This window comes from Roseiterribacter gracilis (assembly GCA_018332375.1).
Taxonomy (GTDB): domain Bacteria; phylum Pseudomonadota; class Alphaproteobacteria; order BOG-932; family Roseiterribacteraceae; genus Roseiterribacter; species Roseiterribacter gracilis.
Genome location: BOPV01000001.1, coordinates 2,485,613 through 2,506,115, shown reverse-complemented (window position 1 = coordinate 2,506,115; position 20,503 = coordinate 2,485,613). Strand labels below are relative to the sequence as shown.

Here is a 20,503-nt window from a genome sequence, read left to right as displayed (position 1 = left end):
GCTTCAGGATACCACGCCGTCGTTGGCGAATCGTTGCGCCGGTAGCAGCACGAGGCGGACAACGATGGGAAATAACGCCACACCCAGACCGGCGCGGATCAGTCCGCTTTCGATCGGCGGAATGCGCACCGTCAGCAGCGCGTAACACACCCACTCGAGCACGGCCGCGACCGCGGTGACCAACGCGAACGAGCCCCAGACGAGCAGGAACGGTTGCGCAGCGAGAAAGCGGCGCTGGCCCGAAATGATCCATTGTGTGATGACCAGCAGCAGCGCGCTTTGTCCGATCGGCGCGCCCGATGCGAGGTCCTGCAGCAGGCCGATGCCGAACGCGACCGACGGCGGAATCGATTGCGGGCGATGGATCGACCACCAGAAAATCGCCATCAGCAGAAAGGGTGGCGTGACCTGGCCCCAACCGGGAATGCCCAGCGGCAGCAGCGACAGCAAGGTCGCCAATATCAGGATCAGGCCTGGGACCAGGGCGCGCGCCGTCTGGTCCAGCCGGTGCCAGACGCTCGTCGGGGTCACGACCGCCCGCGGGCCTTGCGCGGAACAGTGCCGGGAGCAGGGGCGACAGGCGGTAGAGCAGGGGCGGTTTCAGGCGTCAGCGACGACATGCTGGTGTCGATCAGCTGCAGCAACTCCAACCGCGACAGATCGGCGAGCGGTGCGATGCGAATGTCGTTGCCGTTGACCGAACGCACGATGCCGACCGGCAGGCCGACCGGGAAAATCCCGTCATGGCCCGACGTAACGACGCGCTGACCGGGAACGATGCGCGCATCCTGCGCGACGAAGATCAGGCGCGGGAAATCCGAGTTGTCGCCCGAGACGATGGCGCGCTCGCGGCTCTCTTCGATGATGACCGGAATGTTCGAGTTCAAATCGGTCAGCAGCAGAATGCGCGACGACCAGAACCCGACGTCGGTGGCGCGACCAACCAAGCCGGCGCCGGTCATGGCCGCTTGGCCTTTGGCGATTCCGTCTTTGGTGCCGGCCATCACCAGCACGCTGCGCACATACTGGCCGGCCTGATCGCCGACCACGCGCGCGGTGCGCGTCTGCACGGCGGGATCGGGCTTGTAGGCGAGCAGCGAACGCAGCGATGCGTTTTCGGCTTCGAGTTTCAGCGCGGAATCCTGCCACTGGCGCAGACGCATATTTTCTTCGCGCAGCCGCGCATTCTCGCGCACCAGCGCAAAGAGATGTGTGCCTTCTTCGAGCCAGTCATTGGCGCTGGAAATCGGTTCGCTGACGAACGCCAGGACGGGGGCGATGACGTCGCCGGCGCGTGCCCGCACGCGTTCGGCCAAGGTCGCATCGAGCTTGCCCATCACCATCAAGGCGATTGCGGTCATGGCGAGCAGAAGCGACGACAGGCGCTGTGCCGTAGCGCGCCATTGCTGGACCGTCCCGATGGCGGCCCCTCGTCCGTCTCGCTTCCCCAATGCCATACGACGGTGGGTCCCTTGCCCCTGAGGTCTCCCTCGGGGAAACCTCATCCCTTTATGACTAAAGCGTTTTCAGTCGAAAACGCTTAGCCCGTCGAACGCCAGAGATTGCCCGTTTGGCTCTCTGATCAGCTTCCGTTTACCACGATTCGTTAAACGAATCCTGAGTCTCGACCGCCTTTTGGACGGTTTTTTCAGGTACTTAGTAAGCGTTGATGATGACGTTCTTCAACGTCTTCATCTCTTCCAGTGCCCGGCCCGAGCCCAGCGCGACGCAGGACAGCGGGTCGTCTGCGATCGAGACCGGCAGGCCGGTCGCGTGGCGCAGCACGAAGTCGAGATTGCCCAAGAGCGCGCCGCCGCCGGTGAGCACGATGCCCTTATCGACGATATCGGCCGCCAATTCGGGCGCCGTGTGCTCCAGCGCGACCTTGACCGCTTCGACGATGGCCGAGACCGGTTCACCCAGGCTCTCCGCGATCTGCCGTTCGGTGATCAGGATTTCCTTGGGCACGCCGTTCATCAGGTCGCGGCCCTTGATCTCCATCGAACGGCCTTCGCCATCGGCGGGCGGGCAGGCCGAGCCGATTTCCTTCTTGATGCGCTCGGCCGAGGACTCGCCGACCAGAAGGTTATGGTTGCGGCGGATATAGGCGATAATCGCCTCGTCCAGCTTGTCGCCGCCGACGCGCACAGAGCGCGAATAGACGATGCCGCCGAGCGAGATGACGGCCACTTCGGTGGTGCCGCCGCCGATATCCACGATCATCGAGCCGGTCGGCTCGGTCACGGGCAGGCCGGCGCCGATCGCGGCGGCCATCGGCTCTTCAATCAGGAACACGCGGCGGGCACCGGCCGATTCAGCGCTCTCCTGAATGGCGCGGCGTTCGACTGCGGTCGAACCCGAGGGCACGCAGATGATGACCTGCGGGCTCGCGAAAGAGCGGCGGTTATGCACTTTCCGGATGAAGTGCTTGATCATTTCCTCGGCGACTTCGAAGTCGGCGATGACGCCGTCGCGCAAGGGGCGGATGGCCTGGATGCCACCCGGCGTTCGGCCCAGCATCTGCTTGGCTTCGTCGCCGACCGCCAGCACCTGCGTTTTGCCGCGATGCTGCGCGATGGCCACGACCGAGGGTTCATTGAGGACGATGCCGCGATTCTTGACGTAGACCAGCGTGTTCGCCGTGCCGAGATCGATCGCGATGTCGCTCGAAAGAAAGCCGAACAGATTGCCAAACATGTAGGGAGGAAAATCCACTGGAAGCGGTGCGAATTGCACCAAGTGCAGTGGGTTGGATAGAGCAAGCTCAGATCCTTGCCAAGCATCGCGCCAGCGTTCCGATGCCGCGTCTTTTATCGATCCGGGCAAACGAAAACGGGCAGTCCGGAAGGACCGCCCGTTTTACGCGTGCGCGGGTTTTGTTGGCCTCAGCGCGAACGCCGCCGCCGGAGCAAGAACCCTAGCCCAAACAGGCCCGAGGCGAGGCTGACCAGCGAGGCCGGCTCGGGGATGACGGCGTTGCCACCGCCGCCCGCGATCAGCCGCCCGACGGTGATGTTGTCGAGGCCCCAGCCGTCGGCGTTCAGGTGGTTGCCAGTGTTGACGAAGTCGATCGCAGCGTCGGTGACGAAATGGTCGAACTTGATGACGACGTAGCGCGTGTTGCCGTTGCCGCCGCCTTGGACGGTAACGGTCGCCGCACTGCCGTCGTTGGCAGTAATGTTCAGCAGCGCACCCTGGTCGCCGGCGTCCTGCAGAAAGAAACCGATCGCGTCGAATGCAGTGGCCGACGTTGCGTGCCACGTGACGCCGGTTGAGTCGCGACTCTCAAGAAAATTTCCGCTGAACGGCGCGAGCCCGCGCCCGGCAATCGGTCCGTCCGCGATCGAGATGATTTGTCCCTGCTGCCCGGCAACGGTGGAGGCGAATGTGCCGACTGCAGTCGAGACAGAGGATCCCGTCGTGCGCGGGCTCGCATTGAAAGTTTCGCGTGTGTACGAGCCAAGCGACGAGACGAACGCGTTCTCACTGACCTGCGTCCCGTCGTTGATGTCAAGTTCGGGAATCGCCCACGCGCTTGATGCGCATGCGAGGCTGCCGACAAGCGTTGCTAGTCCAAGTATCCGCATCTCGCCTCCGTGGATCCGCTTGTGCTCTCCAACGGCGTGAAGCGAGTGCGACGGGTCTCAGTTCCGATTTCCGCTTCGCAACTGCAAATGAAACGCCGTGATTGCTGATGCAGTCACGGCGTTGTCACAACATCAGGCGCTGAGCGCTGCCGGCGCAGTCTTAGCGCGTTTCACATAGAGCTTGTTCAACGCGTGCAGATAGGCGCGCGCCGACGCGACCAGCGTGTCCGCGTCAGAACCCTGGCCTTGTACAGTCTTGCCCGCTTCTTCGAGGCGCACCGTCACTTCGGCTTGCGCGTCGGTGCCTGACGTCACTGCGTGCACCTGATAAAGAAGCAAGCTCGCGTCGTGCGGGATTGTCGCTTTGATCGCGTTGAACACGGCGTCGACCGGACCGGTGCCGCTGGTGGTTGCGCGTTTGGTTTCGCCGTCGACGATGATCTCCAGCCCGGCCATCGACGGGCCGTGGCTGCTGGCGGTGACTTGCAGCGACATGAATTTCACATGCTCGTGATCGCGGACCTCGTCATCGACGAGCGCGATAATATCATCGTCAAACACGTCTTTTTTCTTGTCGGCGAGGTCTTTGAAGCGCGTGAACGCGTCGTTCAGCGCATTGTCGCCGAGGTCGTAGCCCAGCTCTTTCAACTTGCTGCGGAACGCGGCGCGGCCGGAATGTTTGCCCAGCACCAAATTCGATTTGGTCAGGCCGACCGAGGCCGGCGTCATGATTTCGTACGTGCCGGCATGTTTCAGCATGCCGTCCTGATGAATGCCGCTTTCATGCGCGAAGGCGTTGGCGCCGACGATCGCTTTGTTGGGCTGCACCATGAAGCCGGTGATGGTCGAAATCAGGCGCGACGCTTTGGTGATCATCGTCGCGTCGACGCCGGTCGTGTACGGCATGCGGTCGTTGCGCACTTTCAGCGCCATCACGATTTCTTCCAGCGCTGCGTTGCCGGCGCGCTCCCCGATTCCGTTGATCGTGCATTCGGCCTGGCGCGCGCCGGCGCGAATGCCGGCCAGCGTGTTGGCAACCGCCAGACCCAGATCGTTGTGGCAGTGAACCGAGAGGATCGCCTTGTCGATGTTCGGTACGCGATCGAACAGCATCTTGATCAGGTCGTGATATTCGTCCGGCGTCGTGTAGCCGACCGTGTCGGGAATGTTGATCGTGGTCGCGCCCGCTTTGATCGCGGTCTCGACCGCGCGGCACAGAAAATCATGTTCGCTGCGGCTGCCGTCTTCGGCCGACCATTCGACTTCGTCGGCCAGACCCGCCGCCAACGACACGCTGCTTTCAATCAGCTCGAGCACCCGGCTCGGCTCCATCTGCAGCTTGTACTTCATGTGCAGCGGCGACGTGCTGATGAAAGTGTGGATGCGCTTGTGCTTGGCCGGCTTGATTGCTTCGGCGCAGCGTTCGATGTCGCCGCGCGCAGCGCGGCACAAGCCGGTAACGGTCGCGCGATCAACCGCGCGCGCGATCGCCTGCACCGCTTCAAAGTCGCCGTTCGACGCGGCCGGAAAACCAGCTTCGATAATATCGACGCCCATCTCCTGGAGCGTTTGTGCGACGCGCAGCTTTTCCTCGAGGTTCATCGAGCAGCCGGGCGATTGCTCGCCGTCGCGCAACGTCGTGTCGAAAATTCGAACATAGGAAGAGTCAGTGGTCGCGGTACGCTGGGTCATGATCTGCAAGTCCGTGAAAAAGACGGTGGGCGTTCGGGCTCGGACCCCTGACCTGGCGATGGACGGCAGCGCCGTCCGCGGCGGATCAGGGGACGATAAGTCGAAGCGCCAGAAGCGAGAGCGCTTCTGCAGCCGTAAGACGCGCGAGCGCAGCCGCGGAAGCGGCTTGGCGATCGAAAGATGCGCGCGGATCGGTCATGACGACCCGTTCATTCCCGTTTTGGGCCTGCCAAGTCAAGCTTCTTGCCCGGATGTGCGGCGATGCGCGCTGCACTGACCCCGTTTTATGACCCGACCAGCGGCACGGTCGCCTGGGTCGTCGCCGATCCCGCCACCGGCCGGGCTGCGCTGATCGATGGGGTGCTGGGCTGGGTGGATGGGCGGATCGATCCGACCCCCGCCATTGCGCTGGCCGACTTCGTCCAGGCCAACGGTCTGACGGTCGATTGGGTGCTGGAGACGCATATTCATGCCGATCACGTCGCCGGCGGGCGGTGGTTGAGCCAGGCGGTTGGCGGTCAGCTCGGCATTGGCGAGGGCGTGGTCGAGGTGCAGCGCGCCCTGGCTGCACGCGCGGTGAAAAAGACTGGCGGCAGCGCCACGGGGTTCGACGTGTTGTTCGCCGACGGCCAGCGCCTGACGCTGGGGTCGCTGGAGATCGAGGTTCTGGCGGTGCCGGGTCATACGGCGGGCTGCGTCGCCTATCGCGTCGGCGACGATTTGCTGGTCGGCGACACGCTGTTCATGCCCGATGCGGGCACGGCGCGCTGTGATTTTCCAACCGGTTGCGCCCATCGCATGTGGCACTCGGTGCGCCGCCTGCTGGAATTGGCGCCGCTGACACGGCTGCATCACTGCCACGACTACGGACAAAACGACGTCCGTCCGCCGTCCTTCAGCAGCACCGCGACGGAACAGCGCGCACACAACATCCATGTGCGCGATGGAATCGACGAAAACGCCTATGTCACCATGCGCCAGGCGCGCGATGCGCATCTCGCGCCGCCGGCGCTGCTCGACGCCGCAATCCGCGCCAACCTGTATGGCGGCGTGACGGAATAGGGCTATTCTCCCTGGCTTCGAAGGAGTTTCGAATGCCCGTCTATAACCGCATCGCGCATTTCGCCGACGACATGACCCAGTGGCGCCGCTCGATTCACGAGAATCCCGAGCTTGGCTACGAAGAGGTCAAAACCGCAGCCCTGGTCGCTGAAAAACTGGCCTCGTTTGGCGTCGATCAAGTCGTGACGGGTCTCGGCAAGACGGGTGTGGTCGGCGTCATCAAAGGCGGCCCCGGAAAGCGCAGCATCGGTTTGCGCGCCGACATGGATGCGCTGCCGATGAGCGAAGAAGGCGACGTCGCCTACAAGTCGAAGAATGCCGGTCGCATGCATGCGTGCGGACATGACGGCCACACGACGATGTTGCTGGGCGCTGCGCGCTATCTTGCGGAGACGCGCAATTTCGACGGCACCGTCTACGTCATCTTCCAACCCGCCGAAGAAGGTCTGGCTGGCGCACGCGCGATGATCCAGGACGGGCTGTTCGACAAGTTTCCGATGGATGCGGTCTACGGCATGCACAATTGGCCGGGCATGCAGGTCGGACATTTCGCGATCAAGCACGGCACGATGATGGCTGCGGCCGATCGCTTCGACGTCACCATTCGCGGTCGTGGTTGCCATGCGGCCCAGCCGCATAACGGCATCGATCCGGTGTTCATCACGTCGCAAATCGTCGGCGCGCTGCAATCGATCGCCAGTCGTTTTGTCGATCCGGCAGAACCGGTCGTCGTCAGCGTGACGGAAATCAAAGCCGGCAGCGCCTACAACGTCATTCCCGAAACTGCGTATTTCCGCGGCACGATCCGCACCTTGACGCCCGAGACGCGCAAGCGTGCCGAAGAACTGTTCCGGCAGATCGTGAACGGTGTCGCCGCAACGTTCGGCGCCGCGGTCGAATTGCAATATCACCTGGGCTATCCGCCGACCGTGAACGAGTCGAACGCAGTCGATCTTGCACGCCGCGTTGCCCGCGATCTCGCAGGCGACGAGTCGGTGCACGAGTTTCCCGCGGCGAGCATGGGCGGCGAAGATTTCGCGTTCATGCTCGAACAGAAACCCGGCAGTTACATTCTGGTCGGCAATGGCACCGAAGGCCGTCACGCGCGCGGTCTGCACAACGCGTCGTATGATTTCAACGATGCAGCCTTGCCGGTCGGTGCCAGCTACTGGGCCAAGCTGGTTGAGACCGCGCTGCCGAAAAGCTGACGGACGTCGCTGTTCCGCGGACCAGCCGCGTCGTGCGCAGCTATAGCTTCGGCCCGTCCGCAGTGGCATGTTGCGCCGCGGCAAATGGCATCCTGTAGGAGCAGACGATGGTGAAAGGTCGGACCGTCCTGGTCACTGGCTCGACGAGCGGCATCGGCCTTGGCATCGCCGAGGTGTTCGCCGCCGAAGGCGCCAATATCGTCATCAACGGTTTCGGCGATGCAGCCGCGATCGAAAAAGAACGTGCTTCGTTGGAACAGCGCTTCGGCATTCGCGCGCTGTATGACGGCGCCGACGTTTCCAAATGGGAACCGATCGAAGCGATGGTGCAACGCGCCGAGCGCGAGTTCGGCAGCGTCGACGTCGTCGTCAACAACGCCGGCATTCAGTTCGTCGCCAATATCGAAGACTTCCCGCTCGACAAATGGGACGCAATCCTCGCGACCAACTTGTCGGCTGCATTCTTCGGCACGCGCGCAGCCCTGCCGGGTATGCGCAAGCGCGGCTGGGGCCGTGTCATCAACATCGCATCGGCGCACGGTCTCGTCGGTAGCGCCGGCAAGTCCGCTTATGTTGCTGCCAAGCACGGCGTGCTGGGCCTGACCAAAGTCGCAGCGCTCGAAACTGCGGGCACTGGCATCACCGTCAATGCGATTTGCCCCGGCTGGGTGAAGACGCCGCTGGTCGAAAAGCAGATTGCCGATAACGCGGCGAAGAAGGGCATTTCGGTGCAAGCCGCCGAACATGAACTGCTGGAAGAAAAACAACCGTCGCTGCAATTCGCCACGCCGCAACAGATTGGCGGTCTGGCGTTGTTCCTGTGCAGCGACGCGGCCGCGCAAATTACCGGCGCGCCGCTTTCGATCGACGGTGGCTGGACCGCACGATGAGTGACGCGAAACCCGTCACCCTCGCCTTGCAGGGTGGCGGATCGCACGGCGCCTTCACCTGGGGCGTGCTCGATGCGTTGCTCGAAGACGGGCGGTTTCATTTCGAGGGCGTGTCGGGATCCAGCGCAGGCGCCATCAACGGCGCGTTGCTGCTCGATGGATTGGCCGAAGGCGGCGCCGACGCGGCGCGCGCCAAGTTGCGCAGCTTCTGGCAACGCGTCGCGCATGCCGGCGTATTCGGTCCGCTCAATCCGCCGTGGCTGGAACAGTTGGCGGGACAGAACGGCTACGACGTCGCCAATGTCGGCTATCAGGCGTTCGACGTGTTGTTCCGGCTGTGGTCGCCGTACCAACTCAATCCGTTCAACTACAATCCGCTGAAAAACATGCTGCTCGAGCTGATCGATTTCGATCGGCTGCGCGCGCTGCCGGATTCACGCTTGTTCGTCGGCGCGACTGAAGTGCGCGCGGGCAAATTGCGGATCTTCGAAACCAAGGAATTGTCGGTCGACGTGTTGTTGGCGTCGACCTGTCTGCCGTTTCTGTTTCAGGCGGTCGAGATCGACGGCACGGCCTATTGGGATGGCGGCTATCTCGGCAATCCGCCGCTGACGCCGTTGGTCGAACGTTGCGCCGCGCAGGATCTGTTGCTGGTGCCGATCAACCCGATGCAACGCGATGAATTGCCAACCACCGGCATGACCATCGTCGATCGCATCAACGAGATCAGCTTCAACGCCGCCTATCTCGCCGAGCTGCAATCGATCGACACGATCAATCGGCTGATCCGCGCCGGGCAGATCGACCCCAAGCGCAGCGGGCTGAAAGAAATCCGGCTGCACAAGATCGGCGACGAGGCGCACATGTCGCGCTATTCCGCCTCGACCAAGCTGGATGCCGACGCCGCCATGATCGACGCGCTGTTCGGCTTCGGGCGCGACGCGGCGCAGGTCTTTTTACAAAGCTGCGGCGGCAAAATCGGCCGCGATGCCACCTTCGAAACGGTGCCGAAAAGTGGATTCACCCCTCGGTAAGAGCGGCGGGCATACGCTGCTGTCTGGTCGCTGGCTCCTTCCGGCCGGCGCCCATCTTTGGAGTGATCGACCTTGCGCCGTCCGCCATTCGCGGGCGGCGTCTTTATGAGTCGGCCCATGGATGAGCCAGGCCAGACGCGCGAAACTTATCGCGCCTTCCGCACCATCCCGACGCGCTGGATGGACGTCGACGTCTACGGCCACGTCAACAACACCGTCTATTATTCGTGGTTCGACACCGCCATCAACGCGTGGATGGTCGAGAGCGGCGTGCTTGATCCCGCATCAGGCGAGGTGATCGGCGTCTGCGCCGAAAGCGGTTGCCGCTATTTGCGCGCCGTCGAATTTCCCGGCGCGATCGAAGCCGGCATTCGGGTTGCGAAACTCGGCCGTTCGAGCGTGCGCTGGGAAATCGGAATTTTTACCGCGAGCGAAGCAACCCCGGCGGCGCAGGGATTTTTTGTGCACGTCTTCGTCGATCGCGCGACGATGCGGCCGACCGACATGCACGACGCGTTGCGCGCGGCGCTCCAGTCGCTGCTGGTCTAGATGCGCGAACGGCGCCTGGATTGCTCCAGGCGCCGCCACACAGGTTCTCTCGATAACTGCAATTACGAGAGAATTACGCAGCCTTCTGCTCGATCTGCGGCGCGGTGCCGGTGCTGATCGCAACTTTGCGCGGCTTCAGCTGTTCCGGAATTTCTCGAACCAGTTCGACCTGCAGCAGGCCGTTCGCCAGATTGGCGCCTTTCACCTGCACGTGATCAGCAAGCTGGAAGCGACGCTCGAAGGCGCGCGCAGCGATGCCGCGATACAGGAACGCGTTGTTGGCGGTGTTGTCGTTGTCGCTCTTCTGCTTGCCCTTGATGATCAGCGTGTTTTCGTGCGCGACCAGTTCAAGTTCATCTTCCGAGAAGCCGGCAACCGCGAGCGTAATGCGATACGCATTCTCGGCGGTCTTCTCGATATTGTAGGGCGGATAGGCCTGCTCTTCGCTCGGGGTCGCCTGCTCCAGCAGGCGGGTCAGTCGGTCAAAGCCGACCGTCGAACGGAAAAGCGGCGCGAAATCGATCGTCGTACGCATCAGATATCCTCCTTCAAGCGATATCAATTTGGGTGAGCCCGCCCGATGGGCCGAACTCGGTTTCGTCGTGGAACAGGCCCTTGCGGCGCCGGTTCTAGAGGGCAGATGGAGACCGACCCCGCCCCGTTCAAGCCCCGCCCGCGCACCGAATTTGTGCAACGTGAGGGACGCGTTTTGTCGCTGCGCGACCGCATCGTCGAACGTACCTACCGCGAAGCAATCGATCTGGCCTTGGCGACTCGCGACTATGTGCGCGACCGGCAGCAGGCGCATTTGAAGCAAGCCGAGCCGATGCTGAGTATGCGGATCAGCGGCGAAGCGTTGCGCGTGACCGCGCGCCTGACCCAGGTCGTCGCCTGGCTGCTGACGGAAAAAGCAGCCGCGATGGGTGAAATGGAAAAGACGTCGCTACGCGACCCGGCGCACCGGATCGGCGGCGGTCCGAGCACGGTCAGCCCCAAGATTGAATCGGCGGAGGAACTGCCGGCCGAGCTGGTCGATCTGCTGAACCGGTCCTGGTCGATCTATGACCGGGTGCGGCGGCTCGACGCGGAGTGGCGGCGCCTAGCGGCATAGCCAACAAAAAAGCTGACCGGCGACGGCCGATCAGCTTTTTCTGTGCACCGCCGACGAGGTCGGCGGTCGGCCCGAAGGCCTTTATTCCTGACCCGACTTCAGGCCGAACTTCTGGAAGCGCTTGTTGAAGCGCGCCAGCTGGCCGCCTTGGTCGAGCATGCGCGACTGGCCGCCGGTCCAAGCCGGGTGGGTCTTGGGGTCCACGTCCAAACGCAGCGTGTCGCCCGGCTTTCCGTACGTGCTGCGCGTCTGGTACGTGCTGCCGTCGGTCATCACCACGTTGATCTCGTGGTAATCCGGGTGGATGTCCTTTTTCATCGCCACGTCCTCAAAAAGAAGCGCGCCTTATAGGGTGTTGGCCCCGGCCGCGCAAGCAAACACGCGAGCAATGCTGGTGCGCCTGACCCCGTGAGCCGTTTTCGCGAACCGAGCCCCGCCGACCGCCAAAACGCGGCCCCCAAATCCCGTGATCTGCGGCCTTTGGCCAGGCTTTGGCCCTTCTTGCGCGCCTATCGCGGCCGGGTGGTCGCTGCCTTGGCGGCGCTGACGGTCAGCGCCGGGACCTCGCTGGTCTTCGGCCTGGTCCTGCGCCGGCTGGTCGATCGCGGCTTCACGGGGGGCGATGCCTCGGTCCTGGACGATGTCTTACTGGCTGGGGTCGGGCTGGTCGCGCTGATCGCGGTCGCATCCTTCGCGCGTTTCTATCTGGTGACTTGGCTCGGCGAACGCGTCGTCGCCGATCTGCGCAAAGCGGCGTTCGATCACGCGCTGACGCTCGACACATTTTATTTTGAGACTGCCAAAGCGGGCTCGTTGGTCGCGCAGCTGACCGCCGACACGACGTTGCTGCAGTCGGTCGTGTCGACCGCGCTGCCGATCGCGTTGCGCAACGGGCTGATTTTGACCGGCGGCATCGTCATGCTGCTCGCAACCAGTCCGCGTTTGACGTTGTTCGCGTTGCTCGCCGTGCCGATCGTCGTCGGATCGATCGTCGTGCTGGGCCGGCGCGTGCGCAAACAATCGCGCGCCTTGCAGGATCGAATCGCCGATCTCGGCGGTGCGGTGGAAGAATCGCTGGGCGCGATCCGCACCGTGCAGGCGTTCGGACACGAGCCGCATGCAAGCCGCAACTTTGCGCGCGTCGTGACCGCCACGTTCGACGCCGCAACGCGCTATGCACTGTCGCGCGCGGGGCTGAACGCGTTCGTGATTCTGATCGTGTTCGGCGCCATCGGATTGCTGCTGTGGCGCGGCGGGCACGACGTCGTTGCCGGTCGTATCACCGGCGGCGATCTGTTCGCTTTCATCTTCTATTCCGGCCTTGTGGCGGGCGCTGTCGGGGCTCTATCCGAGGTCGCAACCGACCTGCAGCGGGCTGCAGGCGCCACCGATCGCCTGTTCGAATTGCTTGCTACGGAGCCCAGTATTCGTGCGCCGGCGGCCCCGCATGTGCTGCCGGTGCCCGCGATCGGTACGGTCGCGTTCGACGACGTGTCGTTCCGCTATCCGTCGCGCCCCGATCTGCCGGCGCTCGAACATTTGTCGTTCCACGTCGCACGCGGTGAGACGGTTGCGCTGGTCGGTCCCAGCGGCGCCGGCAAAAGCACGGTGCTGCAATTGCTGTTGCGCTTCTATGATCCGCAATCCGGCCGCGTGTTGCTCGATGGCGTCGATGTGCGCGACGCCGATCCGCACGATGTGCGTTCGCGGCTTGCGATCGTGCCGCAGGATCCGGTCGTCTTCTCCGCCGACGCGTGGACCAATATCCGCTACGGCCGGCCCGACGCGACCGACGAGGCGGTGCTTGCCGCAGCACGCGCGGCGCATGCCGACGAATTCCTGCGTGCTTTGCCGGAAGGCTACAGCACGTTCCTCGGCGAGCGCGGCGTTCGGCTATCAGGCGGCCAGAAGCAACGGATTGCGATCGCGCGTGCGATTCTGCGCGATCCCGCCGTGCTGCTGCTCGACGAAGCCACCTCGGCGCTCGATTCGGAAAGCGAACGCGCGGTGCATCAGGCGTTGGAAACACTGATGCGGGGACGCACGACCTTGGTCATCGCGCACCGGCTTTCGACCATTCAAAGCGCCGACCGAATCATCGTGCTGGATCATGGAAAGCTCGTTGAAGTCGGTGTGCATACCGACCTGGTCCGCATGAACGGGCTTTACAGCCGGCTGGCGGCTCTGCAATTCGACACTGGCGCGGGGATCGTGCAGTAGATTCGCCAGCGGGTTAGCGACCTGCTTGGTTGAATCTTCAGCCCTGGTCCGTCAAAATCGACACGCCCAATCCGCGGGCAGGGGGACTCGAGGACCAGAATGGCAAAAGTCGAGCCGAAGGCGGCAGCGGCGCAGGACCGCTACGACCTTTCCAAGCTCGCGATCCTCGTGGTCGACGACAACCTGCATATGCGGCGCCTCGTGCGCGACATGCTGCACGCCTTTGGTGTGGGCCAGGTACATGAGTCGGCTGAGGGTGGCGCAGCGCTGACCATTCTGCGGCAAACCTGGATCGATATTCTGATTTGCGACTGGGTGATGGAGCCCGTCGACGGATTCGAGCTGACGCGCATGCTGCGTGCGGCAACCGACGTTCCCAACCCGATGCTGCCGATCATCATGATGACCGGCTACACCGAAGCCCATCGCGTTCTGGCCGCGCGCGACGCCGGCATTACCGAAATGCTCGCCAAGCCTTTCTCGGCCGGCAAGCTGTATCAGCGCTTGATCGCGACCATCGAATATCCGCGCGCCTTCATCCGCAGCCCGCGCTACACGGGCCCGGATCGCCGCCGATTCAACAATCCGAGCTACGAAGGGCCGGACCGCCGCGCCAAGAGGACCGCCTTCCGGCCAGGCGCATAAGGCCAGGCTAAGTTTTGCGTAACTGATTTGTTTCTACGGTGCGACGGCTGCGAAGTGCGCAAGGCGGGAAGAAACGATGTCTGAAAAGATGATGGTCCAGATCATCCCGCCTAATCACAAGTTGAAGGCGAAGGCGGCTGGCCCGAATTCCATGACCAAGGAACAGGCGCTCGGTCGCGCCGAAGCGGTGGTCAAAAGCCGTGCAGCCGAATTCCATCAAGTGTCGATCGCCTCGATCGCGATGCTGGCCGACTTCTGGCACGCCACCGCAAAGAAGCCTGGCGAGTTCGACGAGAAGGACGTGCGCACCCTCGCCAAGATGGCGCACGACCTGAAAGGCCAGGGCGCCACCTTCGGCTATCCGCTCGTCACCGACGTTGCCGCGTCCTTGTTCAAGCTGCTCGATCGGCCGCCCTTGAAGCATCCCGCGTTCAAGGAAGTGATCGAAGTCCACGTCTCCACCTTGCAGGTGATCATCGCGCACAATATGCGCGGCGATGGTGGGGGTGCCGGACAGGCGCTGTTGAAAGGCGTCTCGGCCGCGGGCGAGAAAGTCATCAACGCAACGCCGAGCCTCAAAGGCATTCTCGGCGGCGAACAGCCCGAAGACGACGAAGACGACGACGATTTCGATCGGTTCGCGCCGCTCTAATTAGCGCTGATCGAGTTTCAGCTCGATCCGACGATTCTTCGCCAGCGAGCTCTCGTCGCTGCCGGCCTCGATCGGCTGGAATTCCCCAAAGCCCGTTGCCGCCAATCGCTCTGGCGGTACGCCCTGTTCGATCAGGAATTGCACGACGGCGACGCCGCGCGCGGTCGACAGCGCCCAGTTGCTGGGAAATTCCGATGTGCGAATGGGGCGGCGGTCGGTGTGGCCGTCGACGCGCAGAATCCAGTTCAGCCCCGGCGGAATCTTGGCTGCAATTTCCAGCAGCGTTTTGGCGAGCGAGGCGAGCTGTCCTTTGCCGCCCTCCTGCAACGTCGCCGAGCCCGACGGAAACAACACTTCGCTTTGAAAGACGAAGCGGTCGCCAACGATGCGCACGTCGGGACGGTCGCCCAGCACCGCGCGCAGCCGTCCGAAGAATTCCGAACGATAGCGCGCCATTTCTTCCATGCGGCCGGCCAGCAATTCGTTCAGCCGCTTGGTCAGATCCTGCAGCTTCAGTTCCTGTTCGTCTTTCGACGCTTGCGCCAAGCCCAGCGCATCGTTGATGCGTTTCAACTGTTCTTCCAGTGCGGCGATCTGCTCTTGCAGCGTCTGAACTTCGTTGGTTTTCGTCGCGACGGCTGCGTCGCGTTCAGCCGTGAGGCTGGCGATGGTTTGTTTTTGTTCGGCCAGCGTGCCGGCCTGGATGCCCAGCGCGCGATTTAGCTCGGCGAGTTTGGCGCTGAGTTCGGCCAGCGATTTGTCTTTGCTGACCAGGGTCGATTGCAGAAACACCTGCCCGACCACGAACACCATCAGCACGAAAATGACGACGATGACGAGCGACGACAGCGCATCGACCCAACCGGGCCACGCGTCGATCTGCTCGCGCCGGCCGCGCCGTGAAAGCATCAGCTATTCTGTTCCCGCTCGGCGATCTGCGCGATCGTGCGCGTCAACCGTTGCAGTTCGGCGCGGTTCTGCACCAGCTCGGCATGAATTCGTTCCAGTGCGGCCAGCATCGCCGGTCCGGTGTCGGCGGTCTGTTCCAGCAAGGTCTGCATGTAAGCGCCGCCGCTGACTTCGCCGCCGTCGCTGGCGGCACCACGCACCAGCCGCGCCGACGATGACAGCCAGTCTTCGAGATCGATGAAGAAGTGATTCTGCGCTTGCCCCGTCTGCAGATCGAGAAAGCCCAGGATCAACGAACCGGCGAGACCGAACAGCGATGCGGAAAAAGCGGTGCCCATGCCGGCGAGTGGCGCGGTCAGGCCTTCTTTCAAATTCTGGAACATCGCCGCCGAGTCACCGCCCAAGGTCAGCGTGCTGATCACGCCGCCGACCGATCCGACGGTTTTGAGCAACCCCCAGAACGTGCCGAGCAGTCCGAGAAAGATCAGCAGGCTGACGAAGTAGCGGGAAATCTCGCGCGTTTCATCCAAGCGCGTGGCGATACCGTCGAGCACCGAGCGGATTGCGATCGGCGACAGGCTGAGCGGTTGGCCGCTGCGATCCGCCATCATGCGCGCCAACGCACCGATCAGTGGCGGCTCGTCGAGTTCGATCGCGGCGCGGCGATCTCTCTGCACCGCGCGCACCCAGTCGATTTCGGTTTTGAGGCGTGTCGTCTGCCGGATGACGTAGAGGCAGCCGAACACCAGAACGCCGATGATGACGCCGTTCAGAACCGGGTTGGCCATGAAGGCCGGAAACCACACCGGAAAGGTCAGAACTGCAACCGCACCGACCACCGCGAGGAACAACGCCATACGAGTCAGGTAGCGATTCAGGCGTGACATTGGGCGCTACTCGAGAAGGCCGATATCGACGCGGTCGGCGGTGCTGTTGTCGTCGGGCGCGCCCAGCGCGCGCACGTCGATCCGCGCACCGTCAATGCCGTGCGCGATGAAGAAGTTGCGCAGCTCTAACGCGCGGGTCAGTGCGATGCGCTTGGCGCGGCCGGCAGAGTCGTCCGACGCGGCGGCGTAGCCGCGCAGAATGATGCGCGCCTTGGGCGTGGCTTTGAGCGTGTTCAACACCGGCGCCAGCGAACGTTCGACATCGGACGGCAAAACCGTCGCGTCGGTGCTGAATTGCAAACGCACCGCGCTGCGTTCGCCTTTTTCCGGCGCAGACGGCGACACGCTGGATTTGTTGCTTCCGTCGGGCGCAGCGATGTTGGGTGCAGGCGTGGCTTGCGGTGCCACCGGATTCGGATCGGCGGGCTGCGCTGCATGCGCTGGCGGTGCGGTGCCATCCATCTGGCCGGGCTTGGGCGGCACTTTCGTTGTCGGCGTCGACGATTGCGGTGTCGTGCGCGGCGCCGGAATTTTCGGCGTCGGTCCCAATGCGGCCGGCGGCGGCGGTTCGCTGGCAACGAAGGCAAGACGTTCGTTGATCACCGGCGTGACCGACGCTGCTGCCGAGGGCGGCGGTTCGCGCAGCACCGCGTTCTGTACGCGCTGCGTTTCCAGTTGCGGTGCAACGCTTGGCGGCAATGGCGGCGGTGCTGAGGGGCGCAACACGGCCAGTTCGAATTGCGGTGCGACCACGCGCGTCAGATTGTCGAGCTGCGGCGCGGACACGGCGCTCACCACCTGCACCGCATCGATCGGTGCGGTTTGTGGTGCGCGCAGATTGGCCGGCAGTGCGCGTTCGCTGGCGCGGAGCGCAGGCGGTTCGGCGTTGGTCAGAACCGCTTGCGCGATCAGCGGGCGCGGTTCGGGCGGAACGATGCTGGCTGCGCTGCGCACCGGCAGCGCGAACGAAACCGTCGCCGCTTCGATCGGTGCAGCGCGTTCGATCGCGTCGGCCTGCGGTGCGGCCAGATGCGGCGCGACAAGCCGCGTCGTCAGGCGGGGTGCTGCATCGGCTTGGACGTGGGTGCGCAGTTGCGGCAGCTCGGCCACCGGCGCGCGCAACGATACGCGCAGCAAATAGGGCGAGACCGTCAGCGACGGTGCTTCGCGCGTCGCCACATCGCGCGGCGTGTTCACGGCGCGCGGCTCGGGCGCAACGATGCCGCTCGCTGCAAACAAGGCGGCCGGTGCAACCGGGTCTGGGGCGTGCGATTGCCGTTCGAGTTGCAGGGGCGCGTCGGGTAGTTGCCGGGCCGGCGCTTCGAGACGCGGCGACAGCAGAACCGGACGCGCGTTCAGTTGCGGTGCTGCGAGATTGGGAAGTTGCGACGGCGCGCTTGGCGTCGACACAGCAGGTGCGCGCAGCGAGGCGCGCACCACCGGCGTGTCGAGATCGGGTGCGTTGCGCGGCGCGATCAACGGCAGTGTCGCCAACGACGCTGGCTCAATCATCGCCAGGCTTGCGCTGCGCAATCTGGTCTCGGCCGGCGGTGCAACCAAGGCTGCGTTGAAGCGCGGTGCTGCTTCGGGTTGCAGGTTCGGCAGTGCGGCGAGCGTGCCGGGTGACGGCGGCGTCAGGCGTGCCTGCAGCGCACGCGTCTGCAAGTTCGGCGCATCGCGATCGGCCAGCGTGCGCGGTGCGTCGACCGGACGCGGATCGGGCGCGGTCAGAACTGCGTCGCGCAGCAAGGCCGGCGTCGCGTCGGTGCGATCAAGTTTGGGCAGCGCGTCGAGTGACGGCGCGACCGGGCGTTCAAGACGCGGCGACACCAGCACGTAGCGCGGCTGGAACGGTGCGACGGTCGCGCCGGCAATCACCGGTGGTGCAGCGGGAAGAGTCGCATCGGGCGCACGCAGCGCGGCGCGCTGCAAATGCAGCCGCGTGGTCAGCGTCGGCGGCTCGTTCGCGCGCACAGTCGGCGCGTCGCGCAGCGCCGGCGCTGTCGGTGCGGCGAGTCCGACCGGCACGCGCAACGCAGAGCCGGTTTCGATCGGCGCATGTTCGACGCGCGACGGGACGGTCAGCGACGCTGCAACCGGACGGTCGAGCGACGGTGCTGCAAGTCGCGGCGGTGCCACGCGTGCGAGGTCAAGCGACGGCAGGCTGGCACGTTCGACCGGCGCAACCGGTGCCAGGGCGGTGCGTTCGGGCGCAGATGGCAGGGTCGGGCGCAACACCGCGGCGGGGCGAACCGCAAGCGCGGCGGGTGCCAGCTGTGCAGGCAGCGACGGGAGCGCAGCGGATGGGGCCGTGAAGGTGGCGCGTGCGAGCGGCGTCGGTTTGTTCGGACGCAACGCATCCAGCGCCGACAAATCGACCGACACGTCCGGCGGCGTGGTCGGGGCCGGGCCGCCAATCACGACCTGCGCGCTCGCGACCGGCGCGAGGGCGAGGAGGGCGATAGCGGGAAGAAAGGCCGAGCGGGCCATGCGACGCGTCGTTCCGTAGAAGTGCGCGCCGAATCTAACGAAAGCCACGGCGCGCCACCAGCACGCGTCCGTGACGGACTGCGACCTATTTCGTCGCTGTGTCTTTGCTGTTGGCTGCTTTGTCAGAGGCGGTCTTCGTCACCGTCTTCACCGCGCGAGCAACCGTCGGTTTGATCAACTTGTTGAGATGCGTGTGCAGGATCTGGTTCGTGGCGAGCACGGAGTCGCCATAGATCGGATTCTTGCCACCGCCGACTTCGGTCACGAAGCCGCCGGCCTCGGTCACCAGCAGCATGCCGGCCGCGGTATCCCACGGCGACAAATGCCATTCCCAGAAGCCGTCGTAGCGACCCATCGCGACATAGGCGAGGTCGAGTGCGGCCGAGCCAAAGCGGCGTACGGCGGCAACTTCGGCCGAAACACGCTCCAGCTCTTGGGGGTAGGTCGGCGACGAGGCGCGGCCTTTGAACGGCATACCGGTCGCGATCATCGCCGCGTCGAGGTGCGAACGGCCTGACACGCGCATGCGCTTGTTGTTGACGAAGGCGCCCTGGCCCTTCTCGGCCATGAACATCTCGTCTTTGACCGGATCATAGACGACCGCGGCGACGACTTCCTTGCCGTGCTCCAGCGCGATCGAGATCGCCCAGTGCGGCACGCCGTGCAGGAAGTTGGTGGTGCCGTCGAGCGGATCGACGACCCAGCGCGTGTCCTTGTCCTTGCCCGGTGCTGCGCCCGATTCTTCCATCAGGAAGCCGTAATCGGGCCGCGCCTTTTTCAGCTCGGTCTTGATGATCTTCTCGGCCGCCATGTCGGCCGACGAGACGAAATCGGCCGGGCCTTTGCGGCTGACCTGCAGGTTCTCGACTTCGCCGAAGTCGCGCACCAGCGAGCGCGCGGCCTTCTGCGCCGTCGCGGTCATCACGTTCAAAATGGCCGAGCGACGGGCCGCCATGACTCTGTCTACCTTTCGACGTGCGCCGGCTTAGCCGCGCACGCGCTCCACGTAGGTCGAATCCGCAGTACGCACCATGATGCGCTCGCCGTTCTCGACGAAGGGCGGCACCATCACGCGCGCACCATTTTCGAGGATCGCGGGCTTATAGCTCGACGACGCGGTCTGGCCTTTGACCACCGCATCGGCCTGCGTGATGCGCATCGTCACCGTGTCGGGCAACGTCACTTCGAGCGGCTGGCCTTCAAAGGAACGGATCGAGCAGATCATGCCGTCCTGCAGGAACTGGGCGGGTTCGCCGACCACGTCCCGCGGCACCGTCATCTGTTCGAAGGTCTCCTGATTCATAAAGGTCAGGACGTCGCCTTCGGCGAACAGGAACGAGTATTCGCTCTCTTCCAGCTGGGCGCGTTCGACCGTTTCCTGGGTGCGGAACCGTTCGTTGGTTTTGATGCCGGTTCGAATGTCGCGCATTTCGACCTGCACGACCGATGCGCCTTTGCCGGGCTGAAAGATCTCGCTCTTCAGCACGACCCACAGCTTGCCATTGTGATCCAGCACGTTGCCCTTGCGGACCGTGATCGCGGAGACCTTCATCGTACTTCCTGGCTG

At 64.0% G+C, this 20,503-nt stretch carries 21 protein-coding genes; 9 read left to right on the top strand and 12 right to left on the bottom strand.

Going from position 1 to position 20,503, the window contains the following annotated elements:
• Positions 1-3: 3 nt before the first annotated feature.
• From mreD to TMPK1_RS12320, 5 genes are all read right to left on the bottom strand, one after another.
• Positions 4-531, bottom strand: a complete 528-nt coding sequence (gene mreD, locus TMPK1_RS12340; RefSeq protein WP_420243317.1) for a rod shape-determining protein MreD — start codon at positions 529-531, stop codon at positions 4-6.
• Complete coding sequence (gene mreC / locus TMPK1_RS12335) at positions 528-1,457, bottom strand: rod shape-determining protein MreC (RefSeq protein ID WP_420243316.1); 930 nt, start codon at positions 1,455-1,457, stop codon at positions 528-530. Before mreC ends, mreD begins: the two co-directional genes overlap by 4 nt.
• Positions 1,458-1,656: 199 nt before the next feature.
• Positions 1,657-2,697, bottom strand: a complete 1,041-nt coding sequence (locus tag TMPK1_RS12330; RefSeq protein ID WP_420243315.1) for a rod shape-determining protein — start codon at positions 2,695-2,697, stop codon at positions 1,657-1,659.
• A 188-nt stretch (positions 2,698-2,885) separates the two neighbouring features.
• Positions 2,886-3,587, bottom strand: a complete 702-nt coding sequence (locus tag TMPK1_RS12325) for a PEP-CTERM sorting domain-containing protein (protein ID WP_420243314.1) — start codon at positions 3,585-3,587, stop codon at positions 2,886-2,888.
• A gap of 132 nt (positions 3,588-3,719) precedes the next feature.
• Positions 3,720-5,279 carry a 2-isopropylmalate synthase gene (locus tag TMPK1_RS12320; protein ID WP_420243313.1) on the bottom strand — a complete coding sequence of 520 codons (1,560 nt, stop codon included), beginning with the start codon at positions 5,277-5,279 and terminating at the stop codon, positions 3,720-3,722.
• Positions 5,280-5,540: 261 nt separating this feature from the next.
• Between TMPK1_RS12320 and TMPK1_RS12315 the strand changes: the two genes are divergently transcribed.
• The 5 genes from TMPK1_RS12315 (at position 5,541) to TMPK1_RS12295 (ending at position 10,022) form a co-directional block, all read left to right on the top strand.
• Positions 5,541-6,341 (top strand): MBL fold metallo-hydrolase, encoded by an 801-nt coding sequence (locus TMPK1_RS12315; protein ID WP_420243312.1) that lies wholly within the window; start codon positions 5,541-5,543, stop codon positions 6,339-6,341.
• Between the two features lie 32 nt (positions 6,342-6,373).
• Positions 6,374-7,549 carry a M20 aminoacylase family protein gene (locus TMPK1_RS12310; RefSeq protein ID WP_420243311.1) on the top strand — a complete coding sequence of 392 codons (1,176 nt, stop codon included), beginning with the start codon at positions 6,374-6,376 and terminating at the stop codon, positions 7,547-7,549.
• Positions 7,550-7,656: 107 nt separating this feature from the next.
• Positions 7,657-8,439 carry a 3-hydroxybutyrate dehydrogenase gene (locus tag TMPK1_RS12305; RefSeq protein WP_420243310.1) on the top strand — a complete coding sequence of 261 codons (783 nt, stop codon included), beginning with the start codon at positions 7,657-7,659 and terminating at the stop codon, positions 8,437-8,439.
• Positions 8,436-9,473, top strand: a complete 1,038-nt coding sequence (locus tag TMPK1_RS12300; protein WP_420243309.1) for a patatin-like phospholipase family protein — start codon at positions 8,436-8,438, stop codon at positions 9,471-9,473. The genes TMPK1_RS12305 and TMPK1_RS12300 overlap by 4 nt, the downstream gene beginning before the upstream one ends.
• 117 nt (positions 9,474-9,590) lie before the next feature.
• On the top strand, positions 9,591-10,022 hold the full coding sequence (locus tag TMPK1_RS12295; RefSeq protein ID WP_420243308.1) for an acyl-CoA thioesterase: 432 nt from the start codon (positions 9,591-9,593) through the stop codon (positions 10,020-10,022).
• Between the two features lie 73 nt (positions 10,023-10,095).
• On the opposite strand, the gene TMPK1_RS12290 is transcribed toward TMPK1_RS12295, so the two are convergent.
• Positions 10,096-10,557 (bottom strand): Hsp20 family protein, encoded by a 462-nt coding sequence (locus TMPK1_RS12290; RefSeq protein WP_420243307.1) that lies wholly within the window; start codon positions 10,555-10,557, stop codon positions 10,096-10,098.
• Between the two features lie 105 nt (positions 10,558-10,662).
• On the opposite strand from TMPK1_RS12290, the gene TMPK1_RS12285 reads away from it, so the two are divergent.
• Complete coding sequence (locus TMPK1_RS12285; protein WP_420243306.1) at positions 10,663-11,133, top strand: DUF1465 family protein; 471 nt, start codon at positions 10,663-10,665, stop codon at positions 11,131-11,133.
• An 81-nt stretch (positions 11,134-11,214) separates the two neighbouring features.
• Here TMPK1_RS12285 and rpmE read toward each other — a convergent pair whose 3' ends face one another.
• Positions 11,215-11,451 carry a 50S ribosomal protein L31 gene (rpmE, locus tag TMPK1_RS12280; protein ID WP_420243305.1) on the bottom strand — a complete coding sequence of 79 codons (237 nt, stop codon included), beginning with the start codon at positions 11,449-11,451 and terminating at the stop codon, positions 11,215-11,217.
• Positions 11,452-11,613: 162 nt separating this feature from the next.
• On the opposite strand from rpmE, the gene TMPK1_RS12275 reads away from it, so the two are divergent.
• The 3 genes from TMPK1_RS12275 (at position 11,614) to TMPK1_RS12265 (ending at position 14,650) form a co-directional block, all read left to right on the top strand.
• Positions 11,614-13,353, top strand: a complete 1,740-nt coding sequence (locus tag TMPK1_RS12275) for an ABC transporter transmembrane domain-containing protein (RefSeq protein ID WP_420243304.1) — start codon at positions 11,614-11,616, stop codon at positions 13,351-13,353.
• Positions 13,354-13,452: 99 nt separating this feature from the next.
• Positions 13,453-13,998: a response regulator gene (locus TMPK1_RS12270; protein WP_420243303.1), complete on the top strand. Its 546-nt coding sequence runs from the start codon at positions 13,453-13,455 to the stop codon at positions 13,996-13,998.
• Between the two features lie 76 nt (positions 13,999-14,074).
• The gene (locus TMPK1_RS12265; protein WP_420243302.1) at positions 14,075-14,650 is read left to right on the top strand and encodes an Hpt domain-containing protein; all 576 of its coding nucleotides are present in this window, start codon (positions 14,075-14,077) and stop codon (positions 14,648-14,650) included.
• Here TMPK1_RS12265 and TMPK1_RS12260 read toward each other — a convergent pair whose 3' ends face one another.
• The 5 genes from TMPK1_RS12260 to efp form a co-directional block, all read right to left on the bottom strand.
• A complete protein-coding gene (locus TMPK1_RS12260) occupies positions 14,651-15,559 on the bottom strand; it encodes a peptidoglycan -binding protein (protein WP_420243301.1) in 909 nt (302 codons plus the stop codon).
• Positions 15,559-16,446: a flagellar motor protein MotA gene (locus tag TMPK1_RS12255; protein ID WP_420243300.1), complete on the bottom strand. Its 888-nt coding sequence runs from the start codon at positions 16,444-16,446 to the stop codon at positions 15,559-15,561. Before TMPK1_RS12255 ends, TMPK1_RS12260 begins: the two co-directional genes overlap by 1 nt.
• A 6-nt stretch (positions 16,447-16,452) precedes the next feature.
• The gene (locus TMPK1_RS12250) at positions 16,453-18,936 is read right to left on the bottom strand and encodes an OmpA family protein (RefSeq protein WP_420243299.1); all 2,484 of its coding nucleotides are present in this window, start codon (positions 18,934-18,936) and stop codon (positions 16,453-16,455) included.
• 85 nt (positions 18,937-19,021) lie between these two features.
• Positions 19,022-19,891 (bottom strand): inositol monophosphatase family protein, encoded by an 870-nt coding sequence (locus tag TMPK1_RS12245; RefSeq protein ID WP_420243298.1) that lies wholly within the window; start codon positions 19,889-19,891, stop codon positions 19,022-19,024.
• 30 nt (positions 19,892-19,921) lie between these two features.
• Positions 19,922-20,488, bottom strand: a complete 567-nt coding sequence (gene efp / locus TMPK1_RS12240) for an elongation factor P (protein WP_420243297.1) — start codon at positions 20,486-20,488, stop codon at positions 19,922-19,924.
• Positions 20,489-20,503 lie beyond the last annotated feature (15 nt).